The organism is Agromyces sp. C10 (genome assembly GCF_023217995.1).
Lineage (GTDB): Bacteria > Actinomycetota > Actinomycetes > Actinomycetales > Microbacteriaceae > Agromyces > Agromyces indicus.
The window spans coordinates 145,342-162,281 of record NZ_JALPSX010000003.1 but is presented as its reverse complement, the minus strand read 5'-3'; the positions used below and the strand labels follow the sequence as shown (position 1 = coordinate 162,281).

The 16,940-nt window shown below is 75.1% G+C and carries 14 protein-coding genes and 1 pseudogene; 7 read left to right on the top strand and 8 right to left on the bottom strand.

What is annotated here, in order from left to right:
- Position 1 precedes the first annotated feature (1 nt).
- Positions 2–682 (bottom strand): MtrAB system response regulator MtrA, encoded by a 681-nt coding sequence (gene mtrA / locus M1L56_RS04535; RefSeq protein WP_067945115.1) that lies wholly within the window; start codon positions 680–682, stop codon positions 2–4.
- A gap of 134 nt (positions 683–816) precedes the next feature.
- Between mtrA and M1L56_RS04530 the strand changes: the two genes are divergently transcribed.
- Genes M1L56_RS04530 through M1L56_RS04510 form a run of 5 tightly spaced genes read left to right on the top strand, consistent with a single transcriptional unit; the run spans position 817 to position 6,426 of the window.
- A complete protein-coding gene (locus tag M1L56_RS04530) occupies positions 817–2,139 on the top strand; it encodes a glycerophosphoryl diester phosphodiesterase membrane domain-containing protein (protein ID WP_248598343.1) in 1,323 nt (440 codons plus the stop codon).
- A complete protein-coding gene (locus tag M1L56_RS04525; RefSeq protein ID WP_248598342.1) occupies positions 2,130–2,810 on the top strand; it encodes a DUF4129 domain-containing protein in 681 nt (226 codons plus the stop codon). The genes M1L56_RS04530 and M1L56_RS04525 overlap by 10 nt, the downstream gene beginning before the upstream one ends.
- The gene (locus M1L56_RS04520) at positions 2,807–4,090 is read left to right on the top strand and encodes a DUF4350 domain-containing protein (RefSeq protein WP_248598341.1); all 1,284 of its coding nucleotides are present in this window, start codon (positions 2,807–2,809) and stop codon (positions 4,088–4,090) included. The genes M1L56_RS04525 and M1L56_RS04520 overlap by 4 nt, the downstream gene beginning before the upstream one ends.
- A complete protein-coding gene (locus M1L56_RS04515; RefSeq protein ID WP_067946757.1) occupies positions 4,087–5,088 on the top strand; it encodes a MoxR family ATPase in 1,002 nt (333 codons plus the stop codon). Before M1L56_RS04520 ends, M1L56_RS04515 begins: the two co-directional genes overlap by 4 nt.
- Positions 5,089–5,091: 3 nt before the next feature.
- Positions 5,092–6,426, top strand: coding sequence for a DUF58 domain-containing protein (locus tag M1L56_RS04510; protein ID WP_248598340.1), 1,335 nt, complete (start codon positions 5,092–5,094; stop codon positions 6,424–6,426).
- Between the two features lie 15 nt (positions 6,427–6,441).
- Here M1L56_RS04510 and M1L56_RS04505 read toward each other — a convergent pair whose 3' ends face one another.
- Complete coding sequence (locus M1L56_RS04505) at positions 6,442–7,437, bottom strand: stage II sporulation protein M (RefSeq protein WP_067946753.1); 996 nt, start codon at positions 7,435–7,437, stop codon at positions 6,442–6,444.
- A gap of 17 nt (positions 7,438–7,454) precedes the next feature.
- On the opposite strand from M1L56_RS04505, the gene M1L56_RS04500 reads away from it, so the two are divergent.
- The gene (locus M1L56_RS04500; protein ID WP_248598339.1) at positions 7,455–8,297 is read left to right on the top strand and encodes an RDD family protein; all 843 of its coding nucleotides are present in this window, start codon (positions 7,455–7,457) and stop codon (positions 8,295–8,297) included.
- Positions 8,298–8,369: 72 nt separating this feature from the next.
- Here the strand turns inward: M1L56_RS04500 and ahcY are convergent, their stop codons facing one another.
- From ahcY to M1L56_RS04485, 3 genes and pseudogenes are all read right to left on the bottom strand, one after another.
- Positions 8,370–9,857, bottom strand: a complete 1,488-nt coding sequence (gene ahcY, locus M1L56_RS04495; RefSeq protein WP_248598338.1) for an adenosylhomocysteinase — start codon at positions 9,855–9,857, stop codon at positions 8,370–8,372.
- A gap of 38 nt (positions 9,858–9,895) precedes the next feature.
- Positions 9,896–11,332, bottom strand: a complete 1,437-nt coding sequence (locus M1L56_RS04490; protein ID WP_248598337.1) for a phosphomannomutase/phosphoglucomutase — start codon at positions 11,330–11,332, stop codon at positions 9,896–9,898.
- A 32-nt stretch (positions 11,333–11,364) separates the two neighbouring features.
- Positions 11,365–11,544, bottom strand: a pseudogene (locus tag M1L56_RS04485) (DUF3499 family protein); the annotation flags it as partial.
- A 44-nt stretch (positions 11,545–11,588) separates the two neighbouring features.
- Between M1L56_RS04485 and M1L56_RS04480 the strand changes: the two are divergent.
- Entirely contained in the window at positions 11,589–12,029 is a 441-nt protein-coding gene (locus M1L56_RS04480; protein WP_248598336.1) for a metallopeptidase family protein, read from the top strand.
- A gap of 13 nt (positions 12,030–12,042) precedes the next feature.
- Here M1L56_RS04480 and M1L56_RS04475 read toward each other — a convergent pair whose 3' ends face one another.
- The 3 genes from M1L56_RS04475 to M1L56_RS04465 all read right to left on the bottom strand — a co-directional run bounded on the left by M1L56_RS04475 (position 12,043) and on the right by M1L56_RS04465 (position 16,926).
- On the bottom strand, positions 12,043–13,485 hold the full coding sequence (locus tag M1L56_RS04475) for a DUF5719 family protein (RefSeq protein ID WP_248598335.1): 1,443 nt from the start codon (positions 13,483–13,485) through the stop codon (positions 12,043–12,045).
- Positions 13,469–16,519 (bottom strand): glycosyltransferase family 2 protein, encoded by a 3,051-nt coding sequence (locus M1L56_RS04470; RefSeq protein WP_248598334.1) that lies wholly within the window; start codon positions 16,517–16,519, stop codon positions 13,469–13,471. Before M1L56_RS04470 ends, M1L56_RS04475 begins: the two co-directional genes overlap by 17 nt.
- A gap of 83 nt (positions 16,520–16,602) precedes the next feature.
- Positions 16,603–16,926, bottom strand: coding sequence for a WhiB family transcriptional regulator (locus M1L56_RS04465; RefSeq protein WP_082847296.1), 324 nt, complete (start codon positions 16,924–16,926; stop codon positions 16,603–16,605).
- Positions 16,927–16,940: the final 14 nt, after the last annotated feature.

The window sequence follows — 16,940 nt, the reverse complement described above, 5'->3', positions numbered from 1 at the left end:
CTCAGGTGGTGGCGCCGGCTCGGTAGCCGACGCCGCGCACGGTCATCACGATGCGGGGGTTGTCGGGGTCGTGCTCGACCTTGGCGCGGAGCCGCTGCACGTGCACGTTCACCAGGCGCGTGTCGGCCTTGTAGTGGTAGCCCCAGACCTGCTCGAGCAGCATCTCGCGCGTGAACACCTGCTGCGGCTTCGACGCGAGCGTGAGCAGCAGGTCGAACTCGAGCGGCGTGAGGTTGATGCGCTCGTCGCCGCGGCGCACCTCGTGGCCGGCCGCGTCGATCACGAGGTCGCCGATCGAGATCGTCTCGACCGCCGACTCGGGCGCCGGCCGCAGGCGCGTGCGGATCCGGGCGACGAGCTCCTTCGGGTTGAAGGGCTTGACCATGTAGTCGTCGGCTCCGGACTCGAGCCCGCGCACGACGTCGGCCGTGTCGCTCTTGGCCGTGAGCATGATGATCGGTGTGCCCGACTCCGCACGGATGCGGCCGCACACCTCGATGCCGTCCATCCCGGGCAGCATGAGGTCGAGCAGCACCAGGTCGGGCTTGGTCTCGCGGAACGCGGCGACCGCGCCGGAGCCGTCGGCGCAGAACGACGGGTCGAACCCCTCGGTGCGCAGCACGATGCCGATCATCTCGGCGAGGGCCGTGTCGTCGTCGACGACGAGTACGCGTGGCGTCATCCGTTGCTCTCCGTCGTTGCCGGCGCACCGCCGGCGGGGAACCAGGTGCCTCCAGCGTAGTGGCTCGACAGCCGGGACCGGCCGGGGCGGGCCTGTGGCAGCATTGGGGCAACCCCGGAGAAGGAGCGCCGCACGTGCCCGACCACGACTGGAAGCCGCCCGTCGGCGGTCCCGACGACGCGACGGATGCCACGGGCGCCGGCCCTGCGCCCGGTCCGACCCCGCCGGTGCCGCCGGTGGCGCCCCCGCTCCCGCCCGCGGCGCCCCCGCCCTACGGACCGCCGCCCGGATACGCGTCCGCTCCCGGGCCGTACGGAACGGCTCCGGGGTCGTACGGAACGACTCCCGGGCCGTACGGCGCGGCCCCGGGCCAGTACGGCGCGGCGCCCGGCCCGGCCGGCTGGACGCCGCCGCCGAAGCCCGGCCTGCTCCCCCTGCGGCCCATGTCGTTCGGCACGCTGCTCTGGGCCCCCTTCCGCACGCTCCGCCGCAACCCCGCGCCCGTGTTCGGGACGGGCCTCGTCGTGCAGCTCGTGTCGGCGATCGCGTCCGCCGCCGTGTTCGTGCCCCTCTTCTTCTGGATCTTCTCGCGCGTCGAGACGGCGAGCGAGGCCGACCTCGACGCGATCCTCTCCGGCGCCGTCGGCTGGGTGGTCCTGCTCTCGCTCGTGCCGATCGCGGTCTCGGTGGTCGCGGCTGCGTTCCTGCAGGGCGTGATGGTCGTGGAGGTCGCGAGCGGCACCCTGGGCGAGAAGCTCACGTTCGGACAGCTCTGGCGCCGGGCCGCGCGCCGCATCGGCCCGCTGATCGGCTGGACGCTCCTCGTCGGCGCGGTCGTGCTCGTCGTGCTCGGGCTCGTGTTCGGCGGCGTCATCGCGGCCGCGTTCATCTCCCCCGAGGCAGCGCTCACGGCGGCGGGGCTCGCCGTCGTGGCGGTGCTCGGACTGGTCGTGCTCGGCGCGTGGCTCGGCACGAAGCTCGCGCTCGTGCCGAGCGTCATCGTGCTCGAGCGCGCGGGCATCGGCCGTTCCATGCGCCGCTCGTGGGCCCTCACGAACGGCAACTTCTGGCGCACGTTCGGCCTGATCCTCCTGGTCGGGCTGATCCTGTCGTTCGCCGCGCAGGTGGTGGTGCAGCCCGTGTCGCTGCTCGGCACCATCCTCGCGAGCGTGCTCGACCCCGGCGCGGGCGAGACCTACCTGGCCATCTCGATCGCCACCACGATCGCGACGCTCGTCCTCTCGATCCTCATCGGCGCGATCACCTCGGTCGTGCAGGCGGCCCTCATCGCCGTCATCTACATCGACCTCCGGATGCGCGGCGAGGGGCTCGACCTCGAGCTCGAACGCCACGTCGAGGCCCGCGACGCCGGGCGCGACGTGTCTGACCCGTACGAGACCGTGCCCGCCGCTCCGGCCGGGCCGCCGACCGCCGGCACCGCGCCGACGTGGTCCTGACCGGCCCCGTGCGGTGGGAGCCGCCGCTCGACCCCGACGCGCCCGAGGCGCGACGGTGGGTGCTCGACGAGCTCGCGAAGCCCGAGTACCGCGCGGCGGAGCCGACGGCGTTCGACCTGTTCGCCCAGGCGGTGCGCGACTGGCTCGTCGGCCTCTTCGAGGGGGCCGGCGGGCTGCCGATGCCGGCCCTCGCGCTCATCGCGGTCCTCGTCGTCGCCGCGCTCGTGGGCGTCGCCCTGCTCGTGTTCGGCCTGCCGCGGCTGCGTCGCCGGGCCGGGGCGCCCGTGCCGCTGTTCGACGACGGCGACGTGCGCGACGCCGCTGCCCTGCGCCGCGCAGCCGAGGCGGCCGCGGCATCCGGCGACTGGACGCTGGCCGTCGAGGAGCGGTTCCGCGCGATCGTGCGCTCGCTCGTCGAGCGCGAGCTCGTGCGGGTGCACCCGGGCACGACGGCGCACGGCATGGCGGATGCCGCGTCCCGGCCGTTCCCCGACCGAGCCGCCGAGCTCGAGTCCGCGGCGGCCGACTTCGACGCCGTGCGCTACCTCGGCCGCTCGGGCACCGAGGCGCAGTACCGCCGCGTGACGGCGCTCGAGTCCGCCCTCGCCGGGTCCCGTCCCGCCGGTTCCGGTGACGAGCTCGCCGCCCCGCTCGCGGGGAGCGGCGCATGAGCGCGCCGGCACCCGCGACCGCGCGCGGATCGGTCGGCGCGGAGCCCGACGGCACCGGGCCGGACGGCGCGAACCGCGCGCTCACCCCTCGCCTCCGCACGCTCGCGCGCCGGCGCCGGCCCTGGATCGTCATCGCGGGCGCCGTCCTGCTCGGCGCGCTCGTGCTCGCGTTCGTCCAGGGCGTCGCGCGCCCCGCGGGGACGCCCATGAGCGCCGAGAACGCCGCGCCCGGAGGCGCCCGCGCGCTCGCCCAGGTGCTCGCCGCGCGCGGCGTGGAGGTCGTCGAGGTCCGTTCGCTCGAGCAGGCCGAGCGTGCGGCGCGCGGCGGCGCGACCGTCCTCCTCCACGACGAGCAGGGACTGCTCGGCCGCGACGGCCTCGCCGATCTCGCACGTGCCGCCGATCGCCTGGTCGTCGCGCGGCCCGACTTCGCCGCCCTCGAGGTGCTCGCGCCGGGGGTGCGACTCGCGGGTGCCGCCGGAGGGGCGCTCGACGACGTCGGCTGCGAGCTCCCGGCCGCCGAGCGCGCGGGCGGGCTGTCGGCAGGGCAGGGGCTCCTCACGGTCGACGACGAGGCCGCGGCATCCGGATTCGCCGGCTGCTTCGCCGACGACGAGGCGTTCGCCGTCGTCACCGGCCCCGCGCCGGGCGGAGCCGAGGTCGCGCTCGTCGGATCGACCGCGCCGTTCGTCAACGAGACCGTCGGCGAGGCCGGCAACGCCGCGCTCGCGATCGGGCTCCTCGGCACGACCGACGAGCTGGCGTGGTACCTGCCGGGGCCGGCGGACGCCGACGTCGCGGCCGCGCCCACCCTGCAGGAGCTCATCCCGGGCTGGGTCAGCCCCGTCCTCGTCCTGGCCGCCCTCGTGGTCGTCTCCGCGGGGATCCAGCGCGGACGGCGCTTCGGTCCGCTCGTCGTCGAGGATCTCCCCGTGCACGTGCCCGCCGGCGAGACGGGCGAGGGCCGCGCCCGGCTGTACGCGCGCTCGTCCGCCCGGGTCCGGGCCCTCGACCAGCTGCGGATCGGCACCGTCCGGCGCCTGCAGGACCTGCTGCGCCTGCCGAGGTCCGCGCACGTCGACGTCGTCGTCACGGCGGCCGCCGCCGCGATCGGCCGCGACGCGGCATCCGTTCGACGCCTGCTCGTCGACGAGCTGCCCGGCGGCGACCGCGACCTCGTCGCGCTCGCGCGCGACCTCGACGACCTCGAGCGACGCGTGCGCGCGGCGCTCCGACCCGACTCCCCCGACCCATCCGCACCGACAGGAAGGCGACCATGACCGACCCGCTCCACGACGAGGCGACGCCGCACGACGCGACCCGCGACGACGCCGCGCTGCGCGCCGCGCTCGACCGCGTCCGCACCGAGGTCGGCAAGGCCGTCGTCGGCCAGGACGGCGCCGTCACCGGCCTCATCATCGCGCTCCTCGCCGACGGGCACGTGCTGCTCGAGGGCGTCCCCGGCGTCGCGAAGACCCTGCTCGTGCGCACGCTGAGCCGCACGCTGCACCTCGAGACGCGGCGCGTGCAGTTCACGCCCGACCTGATGCCGGGCGACATCACCGGGTCGCTCGCGTACGACCCCCGCTCGGGCGAGTTCGCGTTCCGCGAGGGCCCCGTCTTCACGAACCTGCTGCTCGCCGACGAGATCAACCGCACGCCGCCGAAGACCCAGTCGGCGCTGCTCGAGGCCATGGAGGAACGGCAGGTGTCGGTCGACGGCGTGACCCGGCCGCTGCCCTCGCCGTTCCTCGTCGCCGCGACCCAGAACCCGATCGAGTACGAGGGCACGTACGCGCTCCCCGAAGCCCAGCTCGACCGGTTCCTGATGAAGCTCGTGCTCGAGGTGCCCGAGCGCGATGCCGAGGTGTCGGTGCTGCGTCGTCACGCCGACGGCTTCGACCCGCACGACCTCGCGGCCGCCGGCGTCGAGCCCGTGGTCGGCGCCGCCGAGCTCGCCGCGGCCCGGACCGCCGCCGGTCGCGTGGGCGTCGGCGACGACGTGCTCGGGTACGTGGTCGACCTCGCGCGCGCGACGCGACGGAGCCCGTCGATGCGGCTCGGCGTGAGCCCGCGCGCCGCGACGGGCCTGCTCGCCGCTGCGAAGGCGTGGGCCTGGCTCACCGGATTCGAGAAGGTCACGCCCGATCACGTGCAGGCGATGCTCCTGCCCGTGTGGCGGCACCGCGTGCAGCTGCGCCCCGAGGCCGAACTCGAGGGCGTGGCGGTCGACCAGGTGCTGCGCGGCATCGTGCAGCAGGTGCAGGTGCCGCTCTAAGCCATGTCCGTCACCGGCCGTTTCACGTTCCTCGTCGCCCTCGGCGTCGTGCCCGTCGTCCTGCTCGGCGCCGACGCCGGGGCGGCGTGGGCGGCGCTCGGCGGGTGGCTCGTGCTCGCGATCGGCCTGGGGGTGGTCGACCTCTCGCTGGCGGCCTCGCCGCGACGGGTCGCCGTCGCACGCGACCTGCCCGATCGGGTGCGGCTCGGCGAGACCGTCGAGTCCGTCGTGGTGGTGCGCAACCTCGGCGAGCGGATGCTGCGCGCCACCGTGCGCGACGGCTGGCCGCCGTCCGCGGGCGTGTCCGGGCGGAACCGGGCGAACGTCGACGTGCCGCCGCGCGAGGGTCGCCGGATAGCCCAGCGGCTCACCCCGACCCGGCGCGGCGATCGCCGCACGGAGGCGGTCACCATCCGCTCCTACGGCCCCATGCGCCTCTGGGCACGACAGGCGACGCTCGCCGCCCCCGGCCGGCTGCGCGTGCTGCCGCCCTTCCACTCGCGCGCCCACCTGCCGTCGCGCCTCACGCGCCTGCGCGAGCTCGACGGTCGCACGCCGCTGCTCATCCGCGGGCAGGGCACGGAGTTCGATTCGCTCAGGGAGTACGTACGCGGCGACGACGTGCGCTCGATCGACTGGCGCGCGACCGCCCGGCGATCCGACCCCGAGCAGCCCGGCTCGACGCGGCTCATGGTGCGCACGTGGCGGCCCGAGCGCGACCGGCGGATCGTGATCGTCGCCGACACCTCGCGCACGGCCGCGGCCCGGATCGGCGACGAACCCCGGCTCGACACGGCCTTCGAGGCGTCGCTGCTGCTCGCCGCGCTTGCGAGCCACGCGGGCGACCGCGTCGACTTCCTCGCCTGGGACCGTCGGCTCCGCGGCCGCGTCCACGGCGCCGCCGGCCCGGAACTGCTCGCGCGCATGGTCGACACGATGGCCGGGATCGACGCCGAGCTCGTGGAGGCGGACTGGGCGGGCCTGCCCGCGCAGGTGCGCCGCGTGACGAGCCGCCGCGCGCTCGTCGTGCTCCTCACCGCCGCCGACTCCCCCGGCAGCGCTCGCGGACTGCTCGGCACCCTCCCCCAGCTCACGGCCCGGCATCGGGTCGTCGTCGCCTCGGTCGTCGATCCGGCGCTCGCACGCGCGGTCGGCCGACGGGACGAACTCTCGGACGTGTACGCCGCGGCGGCGGCCGAGCGGTCCCGTCTCGACGCGGAGCGCGTCGCCGCGGCGGTCGGACGCCTCGGCGCGTCGAGCGTCAGCGCGGCGCCGCACGACCTGCCCCCGGCGCTCGCCGACCACTACCTCGCGCTCAAGGCCGCCGGGCAGCTCTGAACGCGGGCCGAGCGATCAGCCGGCGACAGCCCGCCGGGCGCCCGCGTCGAACGTCGTGAGGTCGCCGGTCTCCCCCGCGCGGGCCGCACGACGACCGAGGACCAGCATCCAGACGAGCAGCCAGGCCAGTGCGAGCGCGCCGATGCCGATCTTCACGGGCCACGGCCACGGCGCGGGCGTCACGAACCCCTCGACGAGTCCGGCGACGAGGAGGAAGAACACGAGCCCCACGGCGATCGTGAACAGCGACCGAGCGTCCTCGGCGAGCGCCTGACCGCGGGTGCGTGCACCCGGCGCCACCCACGCCCAGAAGATGCGCAGGCCCGCCGCGGCCGCGACGAACACGCAGGTGAGCTCGAGGAGGCCGTGCGGCGCGATGTAGAGGAAGAACGTGTCGGCCTCGTCGTACGCGAACATGATCGCGGCCGTCACGCCGAGGTTCTGCGCGTTCTGCAGGATCACCCACGGCACCCACACGCCCGTGATCCCGAAGGCGACGCACTGCGCCGCGATCCAGGCGTTGTTCGTCCAGACGGCCCCCGCGAACGACGCCGCCGGGTTCTCGGAGTAGTAGGCGACGAACCCCTCCTCGGCGATCTGCCGCAGCTCCTCCTCGGTGCCGAGGTTCGCCATCACCCGCGGGTCGGACAGGGCCCAGAGCGCGTACAGCGCGGCGACGAGCACCGTGCCGACGGCCACGCCGAGCGTCAGCCAGCGGACCCGGTACAGGGCCGCGGGCAGCTGCACCAAGGCGAACCGGGAGAGCTGCCGGAGCGGGTTCTCGGGTGCCCCGGTGAAGCGCAGCCGCGCCCGCGCGAGCGAGATCGACAGCCGGTCGCCGAGCGCCGTGGACCCGGCGGTGGCCTGCACGAGCGAGAGGTCGGATGCGGCGGCCTGGTACCGCTCGATGAGCTCGTCGGCGTCCTCGCCGTCGAGCCGGGCGGATCGGGAGAGCGCGTCGAGCCGCTGCCAGTCGTCGTGGCGGGCTGAGGCGAGCGCGTCGAGGTCCATCTGCTTGAATACTAGCCATGCCCGACCCGACCGCCCCGGCCCGGTCGGCGTTTCGCGTCGACGACGAGGCGGTGCTCACCGGGGAGGCCGTCGCGCTCGACGTCCGGCCCGCGAGCGCGGTGATGCGCGCCGGAGGTGCCCTGATCGACGTGGTCGTCACGGTCGTCCTCGGCCTCGCGGCGCTCCTCGCCATCGTGAACCTCGACCTCGACGAGGCCGCCGCCCGCGCGGTCGGCATCGCGGTGATCGTCACCCTCCTCGTCGTGCTGCCCACCACGGTGGAGACCGCCACCCGCGGCCGCTCGCTCGGCAAGCTCGCCCTCGGCATCCGCGTGGTGCGCGACGACGGCGGCGCGATCGGCTTCCGGCACGCGCTCATCCGCGCACTGGTGGGCGTGCTCGAGATCTGGCTCACCTTCGGCGGCCTCGCGGTGCTCGTCGGGTTCCTCAACCCCGACTCGAAGCGCCTCGGCGACATCCTCGCCGGCACGCACGGCCAGGTCGAGCGCGTGCCGCGCTACGAGCCGCTCGCGTTCGGGGTGCCGGCTCCCCTCGCGGGCTGGGCCGCCACCGCCGACGTGGGCCGGCTCCCCGATCCGGTGGCGCGTCGCGTCGCCGCGTTCTTCCGCAACGCCGTCCACCTGGCCCCGGGCAGTCGGCAGCGCCTCGCGCAGTCGCTCGCCGCCGAGGTCGCCCCGTACGTGTCGCCCGTGCCCGCCGCCGATCCCGAGCTCTTCCTCGCAGCGGTCGCCGCCCTCCGCCGCGAGCGCGACCTCACCGCCCTCGCGCTCGAACGACGACGTCTCGACGCGCTCGAACCGGTGCTCGAGTCGCGCCCGGTCGGGTTCCCCGAGCGCTGACCCGGCGACCGGCGCAGGCAGACGGATGCCGCGGGCGCGACGTGCACCCGCGGCATCCGTTCGCCGACCGGATCAGTACCGGTAGTGGTCCACCTTGTACGGCCCCTCGACGGGCACGCCGATGTAGGCCGCCTGCTCGGGCGTGAGCACCGTGAGTTCGACCCCGAGCGCGTCGAGGTGGAGGCGCGCCACCTTCTCGTCGAGGTGCTTGGGGAGCACGTACACGCCGATCGGGTACTCGTCCGGCCGGGTCCACAGCTCGATCTGCGCGAGCACCTGGTTGGCGAACGAGTTCGACATGACGAACGACGGGTGGCCGGTGGCGTTGCCCAGGTTCATCAGGCGGCCCTCGGAGAGGACGAGCACGCTGCGGCCGTTGGGCAGGCGCCACTCGTGGACCTGCGGCTTGATCTCGACCTTCTCGGCGCCCTCGAGCGACTCGAGCGCGGCCATGTCGATCTCATTGTCGAAGTGGCCCACGTTCGCCACGATCGCGAGGTGCTTCAGCGCGAGCAGGTGCTCGAGGCGGACCACGTCCTTGTTGCCCGTTCCCGTCACGAGGAGGTCGACCTGGTCGATGACGGACTCGAGCCGCGCGACCTGGTAGCCGTCCATCGCGGCCTGCAGCGCGTTGATGGGGTCGATCTCGGAGACGATCACGCGCGCGCCTTGGCCGCGGAGCGCCTCGGCGGCGCCCTTGCCGACGTCGCCGTAGCCCGCCACGAAGGCGACCTTGCCGCCGATGAGCACGTCGGTCGCGCGGTTCAGCCCGTCGGGCAGCGAGTGGCGGATGCCGTACTTGTTGTCGAACTTCGACTTCGTCACCGAGTCGTTGACGTTGATCGCCGGGAATCGGAGCTCGCCCGCGGCGTGCAGCTCGTACAGGCGGTGCACGCCCGTGGTGGTCTCCTCCGTCACGCCGCGGATCTCGTCGGCGACCCGGGTCCACCGGTCGGGGCTGGCCTCGAGCGACCGCCGCAGCGTGTCGAGCACGACGCGGTACTCCGCGCTCGCGTCATCCGTCGCCTCGGGCACCGAGCCGGCCGCCTCGAACTCGCGGCCGCGGTGCACGAGGAGCGTGGCGTCGCCGCCGTCGTCGAGGATCAGGTTCGGCCCGATCCAGTCGGCGCCCGCCGCCTCCGCCTCGGCCGACCAGTCGAAGATGCGGTCGGTGCACCACCAGTACTCCTCGAGCGTCTCGCCCTTCCACGCGAAGACCGGCACGCCCTTCGGGTCGTCGACCGTCCCCTCCGGGCCCACGACGACCGCCGCGGCCGCCTCGTCCTGCGTCGAGAAGATGTTGCAGCTCGCCCAGCGCACCTGCGCGCCGAGCGCCGTGAGCGTCTCGATGAGCACCGCCGTCTGCACCGTCATGTGCAGGCTGCCCGCGATCCGTGCTCCGGCGAGCGGCTGGGACGCGGCGAACTCCTCGCGCAGCGCCATGAGGCCGGGCATCTCGTTCTCGGCCAGGCGCAGCTGGTGCCGGCCCGACTCGGCGAGCGAGAGGTCGGCGACCTTGAAGGGCAGGGCGGATGTCGCAGTGGAGGTGGCGAGCGTCATGGGCTCCATTCTCGCAGGCGCGCCGCCCTGCGAGGACGTCAGGCCCGGATGAGGCCCAGCACCTCGTCGCGGATCGCGGCCATGGTCGCCGCATCCTCGCCCTCGACGTTCAGCCGGAGCAGCGGCTCGGTGTTGGACGGCCGCACGTTGAACCACCAGAACGGGGCGTCCTCGGCGGTGATGCCCGTGACCGTGAGCCCGTCGAGCTCGTCGAAGTCGGCGCGACCGGTGAAGGCCTCGACAATGCGCGCGTACGCGGCCGGGACGTCCTCCACCGTCGAGTTGATCTCGCCCGAGAGCGCGTACGGGGTGAACCGCGCGGCGAGCTCCGACAGGGGCGCCTGCTGGCCGCCGAACTCCGCGAGCAGGTGCATGGCGGCGAGCATGCCGTTGTCGGCGCTCCAGAAGTCGCGGAAGTAGTAGTGGGCCGAGTGTTCGCCGCCGAAGACGGCCCCCGTCTCGGCCATGCGGTCCTTGATGAGCGAGTGGCCGACCCGCGTGCGCACGGCGATGCCGCCGGCCGCCTCGACCGCCTCGGGGACGAACCGCGAGGTGATCAGGTTGTGGATCACCGTGGGCTGCTCCTCGCCGAGGGCTCGCACGCGGGCGATCTCCCGCAGCGCGACGATCGCCGCGACCGCCGAGGGGTCGACCGCCTCGCCGCGCTCGTCGACGACGAAGCAGCGGTCGGCGTCGCCGTCGAACGCGAGGCCGAGGTCGGCGCCGTGCTCGACGACGGCACGCTGCAGGTCGACGAGGTTCGCCGGGTCGAGGGGGTTCGCCTCGTGGTTGGGGAACGTGCCGTCGAGCTCGAAGTAGAGGGGCACGATCTCGAGCGGCAGCGCCGGCAGTCCGGCCGCGTCGCCGAGCACGGCCGGGACGGTCAGCCCGCCCATGCCGTTGCCGGCATCCACCACGACCTTCAGCGGTCGGACGCCGGCGAGGTCGACGAGCGAGCGGAGGTGCGCGGCGTAGTCCGCGAGCACGTCGAGCTCGCGCACCGTGCCGGGCGACGCCACGGGCGGCACGCCGCCGGCGTCGAGGTAGTCGCCCGCGCGGTCGCGGATGGCCGCGAGACCCGTCTCGAGCGAGATGCCCTGCGCGCCGGCGCGCGAGAACTTGATGCCGTTGTACGCGGCCGGGTTGTGGCTGGCCGTGAACATCGCCGCGGGCGCGTCGAGCGAGCCGGAGGCGAAGTAGGTCTCATCGGTCGAGCACAGTCCGATCGCCACGACGTCGGCCCCGCGAGCCGTCGCCCCGCGGGAGAAGGCCGCGGCGAAGCCCGGGGACGAGTCGCGCATGTCGTGTCCGACGACGATGCGCCCGCCGGCCGCACCGACCTCGTCGGCGAAGGCCGCGCCGAGGGCCTCCACCACGTCGTCGGTCAACGCCTCGCCCACGATCCCCCGCACGTCGTAGGCCTTCACGCTGGCGTCGAGGCGCGCTCGAGCGCCCGAGGAAACGGGGGGATTCATGCGGTGAACCCTACCTCACCGAGGGTCACGTGCCGAATGATCTGCCATCCCCGCGGGGCCGACGTGCGCTCGGCGTGGCGGGCGCACAGATCGTACGAATGGGGCTCGCGCGTGAAGGCGAGCGGACCCAGGACGGCCATCGAATCGGCGTAGTCGTACGTGAGCGTCGCGACCGCCTCGGCGGCGCATGCGGTGCGCGAACAACGTCTCATGGCCACCCCAGCGTAGCGACCGGGCGCGCCGCTAGAGTGGATTCATGCCCCGATCCCGCCGTGTCGCCTCGGCATCCTCGGCGCGGCGCCGCTCGCGCGATCGGCACGGGCGCGGCATGCGCTCGCCGGTCACCGGACCGCACCTCGAGCCCCTCCGCACGCGCATCGAGGAGTTCGACGTGACGGTCGCCTCCACGGCGGCCTACCTCCGGGGGCTGTGGCCCGATCTCGAGGGCGTGGTCTTCCAGGTGGCCGACGCGCCGGCCGAGGCCATCCACGACGATCACGTCGATCGCTGGAAGGTCCTCCACGACGAGCGTCGCATCGTCTTCTTCCGGCTGCCCATCGTCCGGTTCCTGCGCACGCAGGAGGGCGAGGAGAAGGACGAGAAGCTCCTCATCGAGAGCTGCGTCTTCCGCGCCGTCGCCGACTTCCTCGGCCGGGACCCGTGGGAGCTGGCACCCGGACGCTACCGCCACCTGTGACGGTCGCCGGCCGTCACTGCGGGTAGACCCGCACCGGAGCGTCGAGCGGTCCCGGCGGGGTGACCGGCATCGCCGCGATCGCCTCGGGCTCGCCGAACGTCAGGCTCGCGTGCAGTCCCTGCACGTCCTGGAGGACGACGCGCTCCCCCGGCTGGACCTCGAGCGAGCTCGCCGTGCCGCCCTCGAGGGTGAGCTCGCGCTCGGAGGCCCCGGCGATGACGGTCGCGGTGACGGGCTCGGCTCCCGGGTTGGCGAGGTGGAGCACCGGCGAGGGCGCCTGCGGCACGGCGACCGCGGCGCGCTCGAGCAGCGGGCCGGTGGCCGCATGCCACGCGAGGTCGGCCATCACCGGAGCGTTCCCGGCGCGCTGGACGGTCGATCGGGCTGCGGCGACGACGGGGGCGTCGGCCTCCACCACGACGGTGTACCGCCCGGCGGCGAGCGTGCCGAGCGGGACGTCGCTCACCTGGCCGTCGACGAGTGACACGTCGACCAGTCCGACCTCGCTGCCGGCCGCGTCGAGCACCCGGACGACCGCGGCGACCTCGCCGCCCCCGGGGGCGTAGAGCCGCACCGCCGGATGGTCGTCGCCCTCCGCGTGGTCCTCCTGGGGGTCGACGCCGCGGGCGTCCACGACGGTGAACCCCGGGATGACCTGGCGCTCGGCCGGCAGGGCGGTCGGGGTCGAGAGCTCGACGCCCGCCGCATCCAGGCCGATGACCACCGAGTGCTGCAGCGACGCGGCGATCGGCGAGCCGGCGCTCGTGACGTGGACGACCGTCGAGCGGACGTTCGGGGCGAGCCCGGCCAACGAGACGACGCGTTGGGTGCCCGGGGCGACGACGATCCCGAGGGCCCCCGGGGCCTCGACGGCGCCGGTCTCACCGATGACGCGCACGTCCACTGTCGAGGCGACCTGGCCGGGATTGGTCAGCAGGACCAGTCCGGAGCGCCCGACGTCGGTCGCGCCGGCGACGAGCCACGACTCGGCGGCCGGCTCGGCGCACGCCGCGGCGGCGAGGCCCGACAGCGATTCCGCCGACGCCCGCTGCGCCTGCGCGCCCGCGAGCATCCCGCCGGCGACCGTTCCCGGCTCGGCGGAGATCGCGACGGGGCCGCCGTCGACGTCGGCCGCGGTGTTGTCGGGCGCCTCGACCGGCGACTGGTCGACCACCGCGTCGGCGGGATCGGCCGCGATGGCCACCGCCGCCGTGCCGACCGAGGAGGTCGAGGTCGCGTCGGCGCTGTCGCCGGCGAGTTCGAGCAGGGGGCCGGGACACACCCGCAGCTGCCGGCTCTCGGCGGGCTGCACGAGGGCGGAGGGCGGCTCGACGGCCTGCGACGGCAGGGTCGCGAGCATTCCCGCGACGACCGCACCGGCGGCGGCCGCGGCCACGGCCACGGCGGCGGCGGTGCGCCCGGTTCCGCGCAGGAGCGCCTTACGGTTCACGCGCATCGGCGTCTCCCCTCGGGTCGGTGGCGGTCGCGGCTGCCGCCTCAGCGGGCGGAACCCCGTCGGCGGGCGGCTCGTCATCGGCGGGCGGCTCCCCGTCGGCCGGCGGGGCCGTGTCGGCGGACGGAGCCGTCCCGGCCGGCTCGGCCGACGGCGGAACCGCCGCATCCCCCTCGCGCCGACGTGCCCACCGAAGACGGCGGGACCGCGACGGATCGCGCGGCCGGCGCGGCGGACGTCGTCGGTGCGGCGGTCGGCGGTCCGGTTCGCGACCGCCGCCCGTCGGGATCGAGAGCAGCAGCGCGGCGCCGATCACCGCGAGCTGGCCGGCCACGATCCAGGCCGCGTACGCGGGCGGTCCCGGGATCTGCGCACCCGGCGCGTCGGGCTGGGCGTCGGTGAATCGCCAGAGCGTGCCGAAGTCGGTCTCGCCGACGGGGAGCACCTGCGGGTTCGCGTCGAGGGCGACCCGTGCTCGGCGTTCGACGGCGGCGGTCGCGGCGTCCTCGTCCGCCGACGCGAGGAGCACGAACGAGAGGCCGAACCGCTCGACGTCCGCGGAGGCGTCGTAGCCGCTGCGCGAGACCAGGTTGCCCGCGAGGGAGGCCACGGCCTCGGTCGTCGGCGTCAGCCGCTCGCGGGTCGCGGCGAGCGTCGACTGCACGTCGAGCGTCGCACCGCTGCCGCGTTCGATGGTCGAGCGGATGCCGCCGTCCGAGGTCGGCTCGAGCCGGAGCGTTCCGACGCGCGGGTCGTTCGCGGCCTCCGCCACGACGAAGGCGGGGAGGATCCGCGCCGGAGCGGGGCCGACGGCGGTGCGGCCGAGCGCCGTGGCGACGAGCGTGGGGGCGACCGCAGCGAGGGCGAGGACGCCGACCAGGGCCGCGACGGGTACCGCGCCGCGCGGCAGCGCGTCGAGCGCCAGCACCGCGGCCGCGACGAGGCCGAACCACATCAGGCTGAGCGCCGCGCCGGTCCAGAGGGCCACGGGACGCTCGCCCGTCGAGGCCACCGCGAGGTGCGCGGCGGCGACGGCGGTCGCGTAGCCGAGGGCGGCGAGCGCCAGGGCGAGCAGGCCGCCCCGGTACCGCCTGGAGGCGACGACCGCGACCGCCGTGAGGGCGAGCGGGGCGAGCAGCGCGGCGAGCATGATCGGGGCCGGCACGGCCGCGGCGACGAGGCCGCCGAAGGCGTCCTCCCAACGCCCCCAGGTGCCCGACGCCTGGCCGAGCGCGGTCTGCCCCGGGGAGGGCATCGCCGACGGGCGCTGCACTCCGGGGTCGGCGAGCAGCCCCAGCGGCGTGCCGCGGGCGACCTGCTCGAGGATCAGGGGAAGGAACAGCGCGAGCGCCGGCAGCGGGATGCCCGCGAGGCGCACCGCGGCCCGGCCGCTCAGCAGCAGCGCGGCGATCCACGCGAGGACCATCGCGGGGGCGAGGCTCGGGGCGCAGGCGATCACGATCGCGAACGCGAGCGAGGCCGCGGCGGCCGCCGCCCACGAGGTCGCGGCCGCGAACATGAGGACGGCGAGCCACGGCAGCAGGATGTGCACGATGACCGCGGCCGGCCGGCCGGCGGCCAGCGAGTCGAGCAGCGGCGGCGCGGCGGCCCACAGGACCCCGCCGAGCACGCGCAGCGAGGTGCGCTCGGTGAGCCTGGCGGCGGCGAACCACCCGCCGAGGCTCGACAGCGGGATGGCGAGCAGCCAGAGGGCGAGCAGGGCCCAGGACGGATTCCAGAAGGCGGTGCTGCCGAGCAGGGCCAGCACGCCCGCGAAGGGGTCCGCGGCACCGGTGAACCCGCCGTCCACGTCGCGCCATCCGTAGGCGGCGTTGCGCCAGAGCGTCGGGAGGTCGTCGGACAGCGGCAGCAGGGCGCCGCCGGCGATGCCGCCGGCGGCGAGCAGCGGGGCGAAGAGCACGCCGGATGCCACGAGCGCGCCGAGCAGCACCCACCCACCGCCGGTCGCGAAGAACTGGACGTCCTCGACTCGGCCTCGCGCACGCTGCCGACGCGCCTCGGCGGCCTGCTGCCGTCGGAGGCGGACCTCGTCGCGGCGGACGCGGAGCGGGGCGATCGAGGACCAGCGCGCCGTCCGCGTCGCGGCCGCCCGCTTGCGTGCCCGGAGCACGCGGCCCGGGCGGGCCATGACGCCGACCGCGGCGCGGAACTCGCCCGGGATCGCCCCGGGCGTCTTGACGAGGAGGTGGCGCACGGAGCGGCCGATCGCGATCGGCAGGAGCGCCAGCCAGTGCAGCGGCACGAGGGCGGCGGGCGCCCAGGCGAGCCGCCGGTGGAGGCGGGCGGCGCGCGCCTCCCGCGCGCGGCGCCGGGCCGCGCGCCCGCCCCGGACGGATCCCGGACCGGCGATGCCCTCGTCGGCGAATCGGATCCTGGCCTCGGGCACCGCGACCACCCGGTAGCCCGCGAGTCGGGCCCGCGTTCCGAGGTCGAGTCCGTCGTCGACGGTGGGGAGCGCGGGATCGAATCCGTCGAGGCTCCGCCACAGCTCGTGCCGGACGAGCATCCCCGCCGGGTCGCCTCCGAGCACGTCGGAGAGGTCGTCGTGCTGGCCCTGGTCGAGCTCGTCCTCCACGATGGCGAGGCTGCGCCCGCCGCGCGTGACCGAGCGTCCGAAGCGCAGGATCCGTCCGGGCTCGTCCCACGCGACGAGCTTGGGGACCGCGATGCCCGCGGTCCGTGCGGTGGAGAGCGCCGCGGAGAGCGCCTCGAGCGCGCCCGGTTCGGGGGCGGCATCTTCGGTGAGCAGCCAGATCGCGTCGTCACCGGTGCCGGGCGGATCGAGCGTGGTCTCGATCGTGCGCACGGCGTCGCCGAACGGCAGCGGCGACTCGACCTGCACCACGCGGGCGGGGTGGGCGGCCTCGACGAGTGCGCGGGTCGCGTCATCGCTGCGCATCAGCACCACGGCGAGCGCGTCGACGGGCCGGCGCTGGGCGCGGATGGCGTCGAGCGTGGCACGGAGGCGGTCGCCGCCATGCTGCACGACGAGGACGGCGGTGACTCTGGGGAACATCGGGGCAAGCCTAGGCGGCGCGTCCCGTGCCATCCGTCAGCGGCCTCGGGCGTGCCTCGATTCGGCCCGCCCGAGACCGGTGATCATCCCGCCTGACGGCGGAGCTTGCGGCGCTCCCGCTCGGAGAGCCCGCCCCAGATGCCGAACCGCTCGTCGTTGCCGAGCGCGTACTCGAGGCACTCGGCGCGCACTTCGCATCCGGAGCAGATCTTCTTCGCGTCGCGCGTGGAGCCGCCCTTCTCGGGGAAGAACGCCTCCGGATCCGTCTGCGCGCACAGCGCGTCGGTCTGCCACGCCAGTTGATTGTCGTCGTCGTCTGCGACCCCGCGAACCCCTGGAACGCCGAGCCGCACGGGGTCGACGAACCAATCCTCAGGTACCCCAGAACGATATTCAGGCTTGCCCATATCGTCTCCCACCC

What these genes read in the sequence shown, in the direction of transcription:
- M1L56_RS04490 (WP_248598337.1), bottom strand. Translation starts at nt 11,332, where the DNA reads ATGAATCCCCCCGTTTCCTCGGGCGCTCGAGCGCGCCTCGACGCCAGC.
- M1L56_RS04465 (WP_082847296.1), bottom strand. Translation starts at nt 16,926, where the DNA reads ATGGGCAAGCCTGAATATCGTTCTGGGGTACCTGAGGATTGGTTCGTC.
- M1L56_RS04500 (WP_248598339.1), top strand. Translation starts at nt 7,455, where the DNA reads ATGCCCGACCCGACCGCCCCGGCCCGGTCGGCGTTTCGCGTCGACGAC.
- M1L56_RS04475 (WP_248598335.1), bottom strand. Translation starts at nt 13,485, where the DNA reads ATGCGCGTGAACCGTAAGGCGCTCCTGCGCGGAACCGGGCGCACCGCC.
- M1L56_RS04470 (WP_248598334.1), bottom strand. Translation starts at nt 16,519, where the DNA reads ATGTTCCCCAGAGTCACCGCCGTCCTCGTCGTGCAGCATGGCGGCGAC.
- M1L56_RS04505 (WP_067946753.1), bottom strand. Translation starts at nt 7,437, where the DNA reads ATGGACCTCGACGCGCTCGCCTCAGCCCGCCACGACGACTGGCAGCGG.
- M1L56_RS04520 (WP_248598341.1), top strand. Translation starts at nt 2,807, where the DNA reads ATGAGCGCGCCGGCACCCGCGACCGCGCGCGGATCGGTCGGCGCGGAG.
- M1L56_RS04510 (WP_248598340.1), top strand. Translation starts at nt 5,092, where the DNA reads ATGTCCGTCACCGGCCGTTTCACGTTCCTCGTCGCCCTCGGCGTCGTG.
- M1L56_RS04515 (WP_067946757.1), top strand. Translation starts at nt 4,087, where the DNA reads ATGACCGACCCGCTCCACGACGAGGCGACGCCGCACGACGCGACCCGC.
- ahcY (WP_248598338.1), bottom strand. Translation starts at nt 9,857, where the DNA reads ATGACGCTCGCCACCTCCACTGCGACATCCGCCCTGCCCTTCAAGGTC.
- M1L56_RS04480 (WP_248598336.1), top strand. Translation starts at nt 11,589, where the DNA reads ATGCCCCGATCCCGCCGTGTCGCCTCGGCATCCTCGGCGCGGCGCCGC.
- mtrA (WP_067945115.1), bottom strand. Translation starts at nt 682, where the DNA reads ATGACGCCACGCGTACTCGTCGTCGACGACGACACGGCCCTCGCCGAG.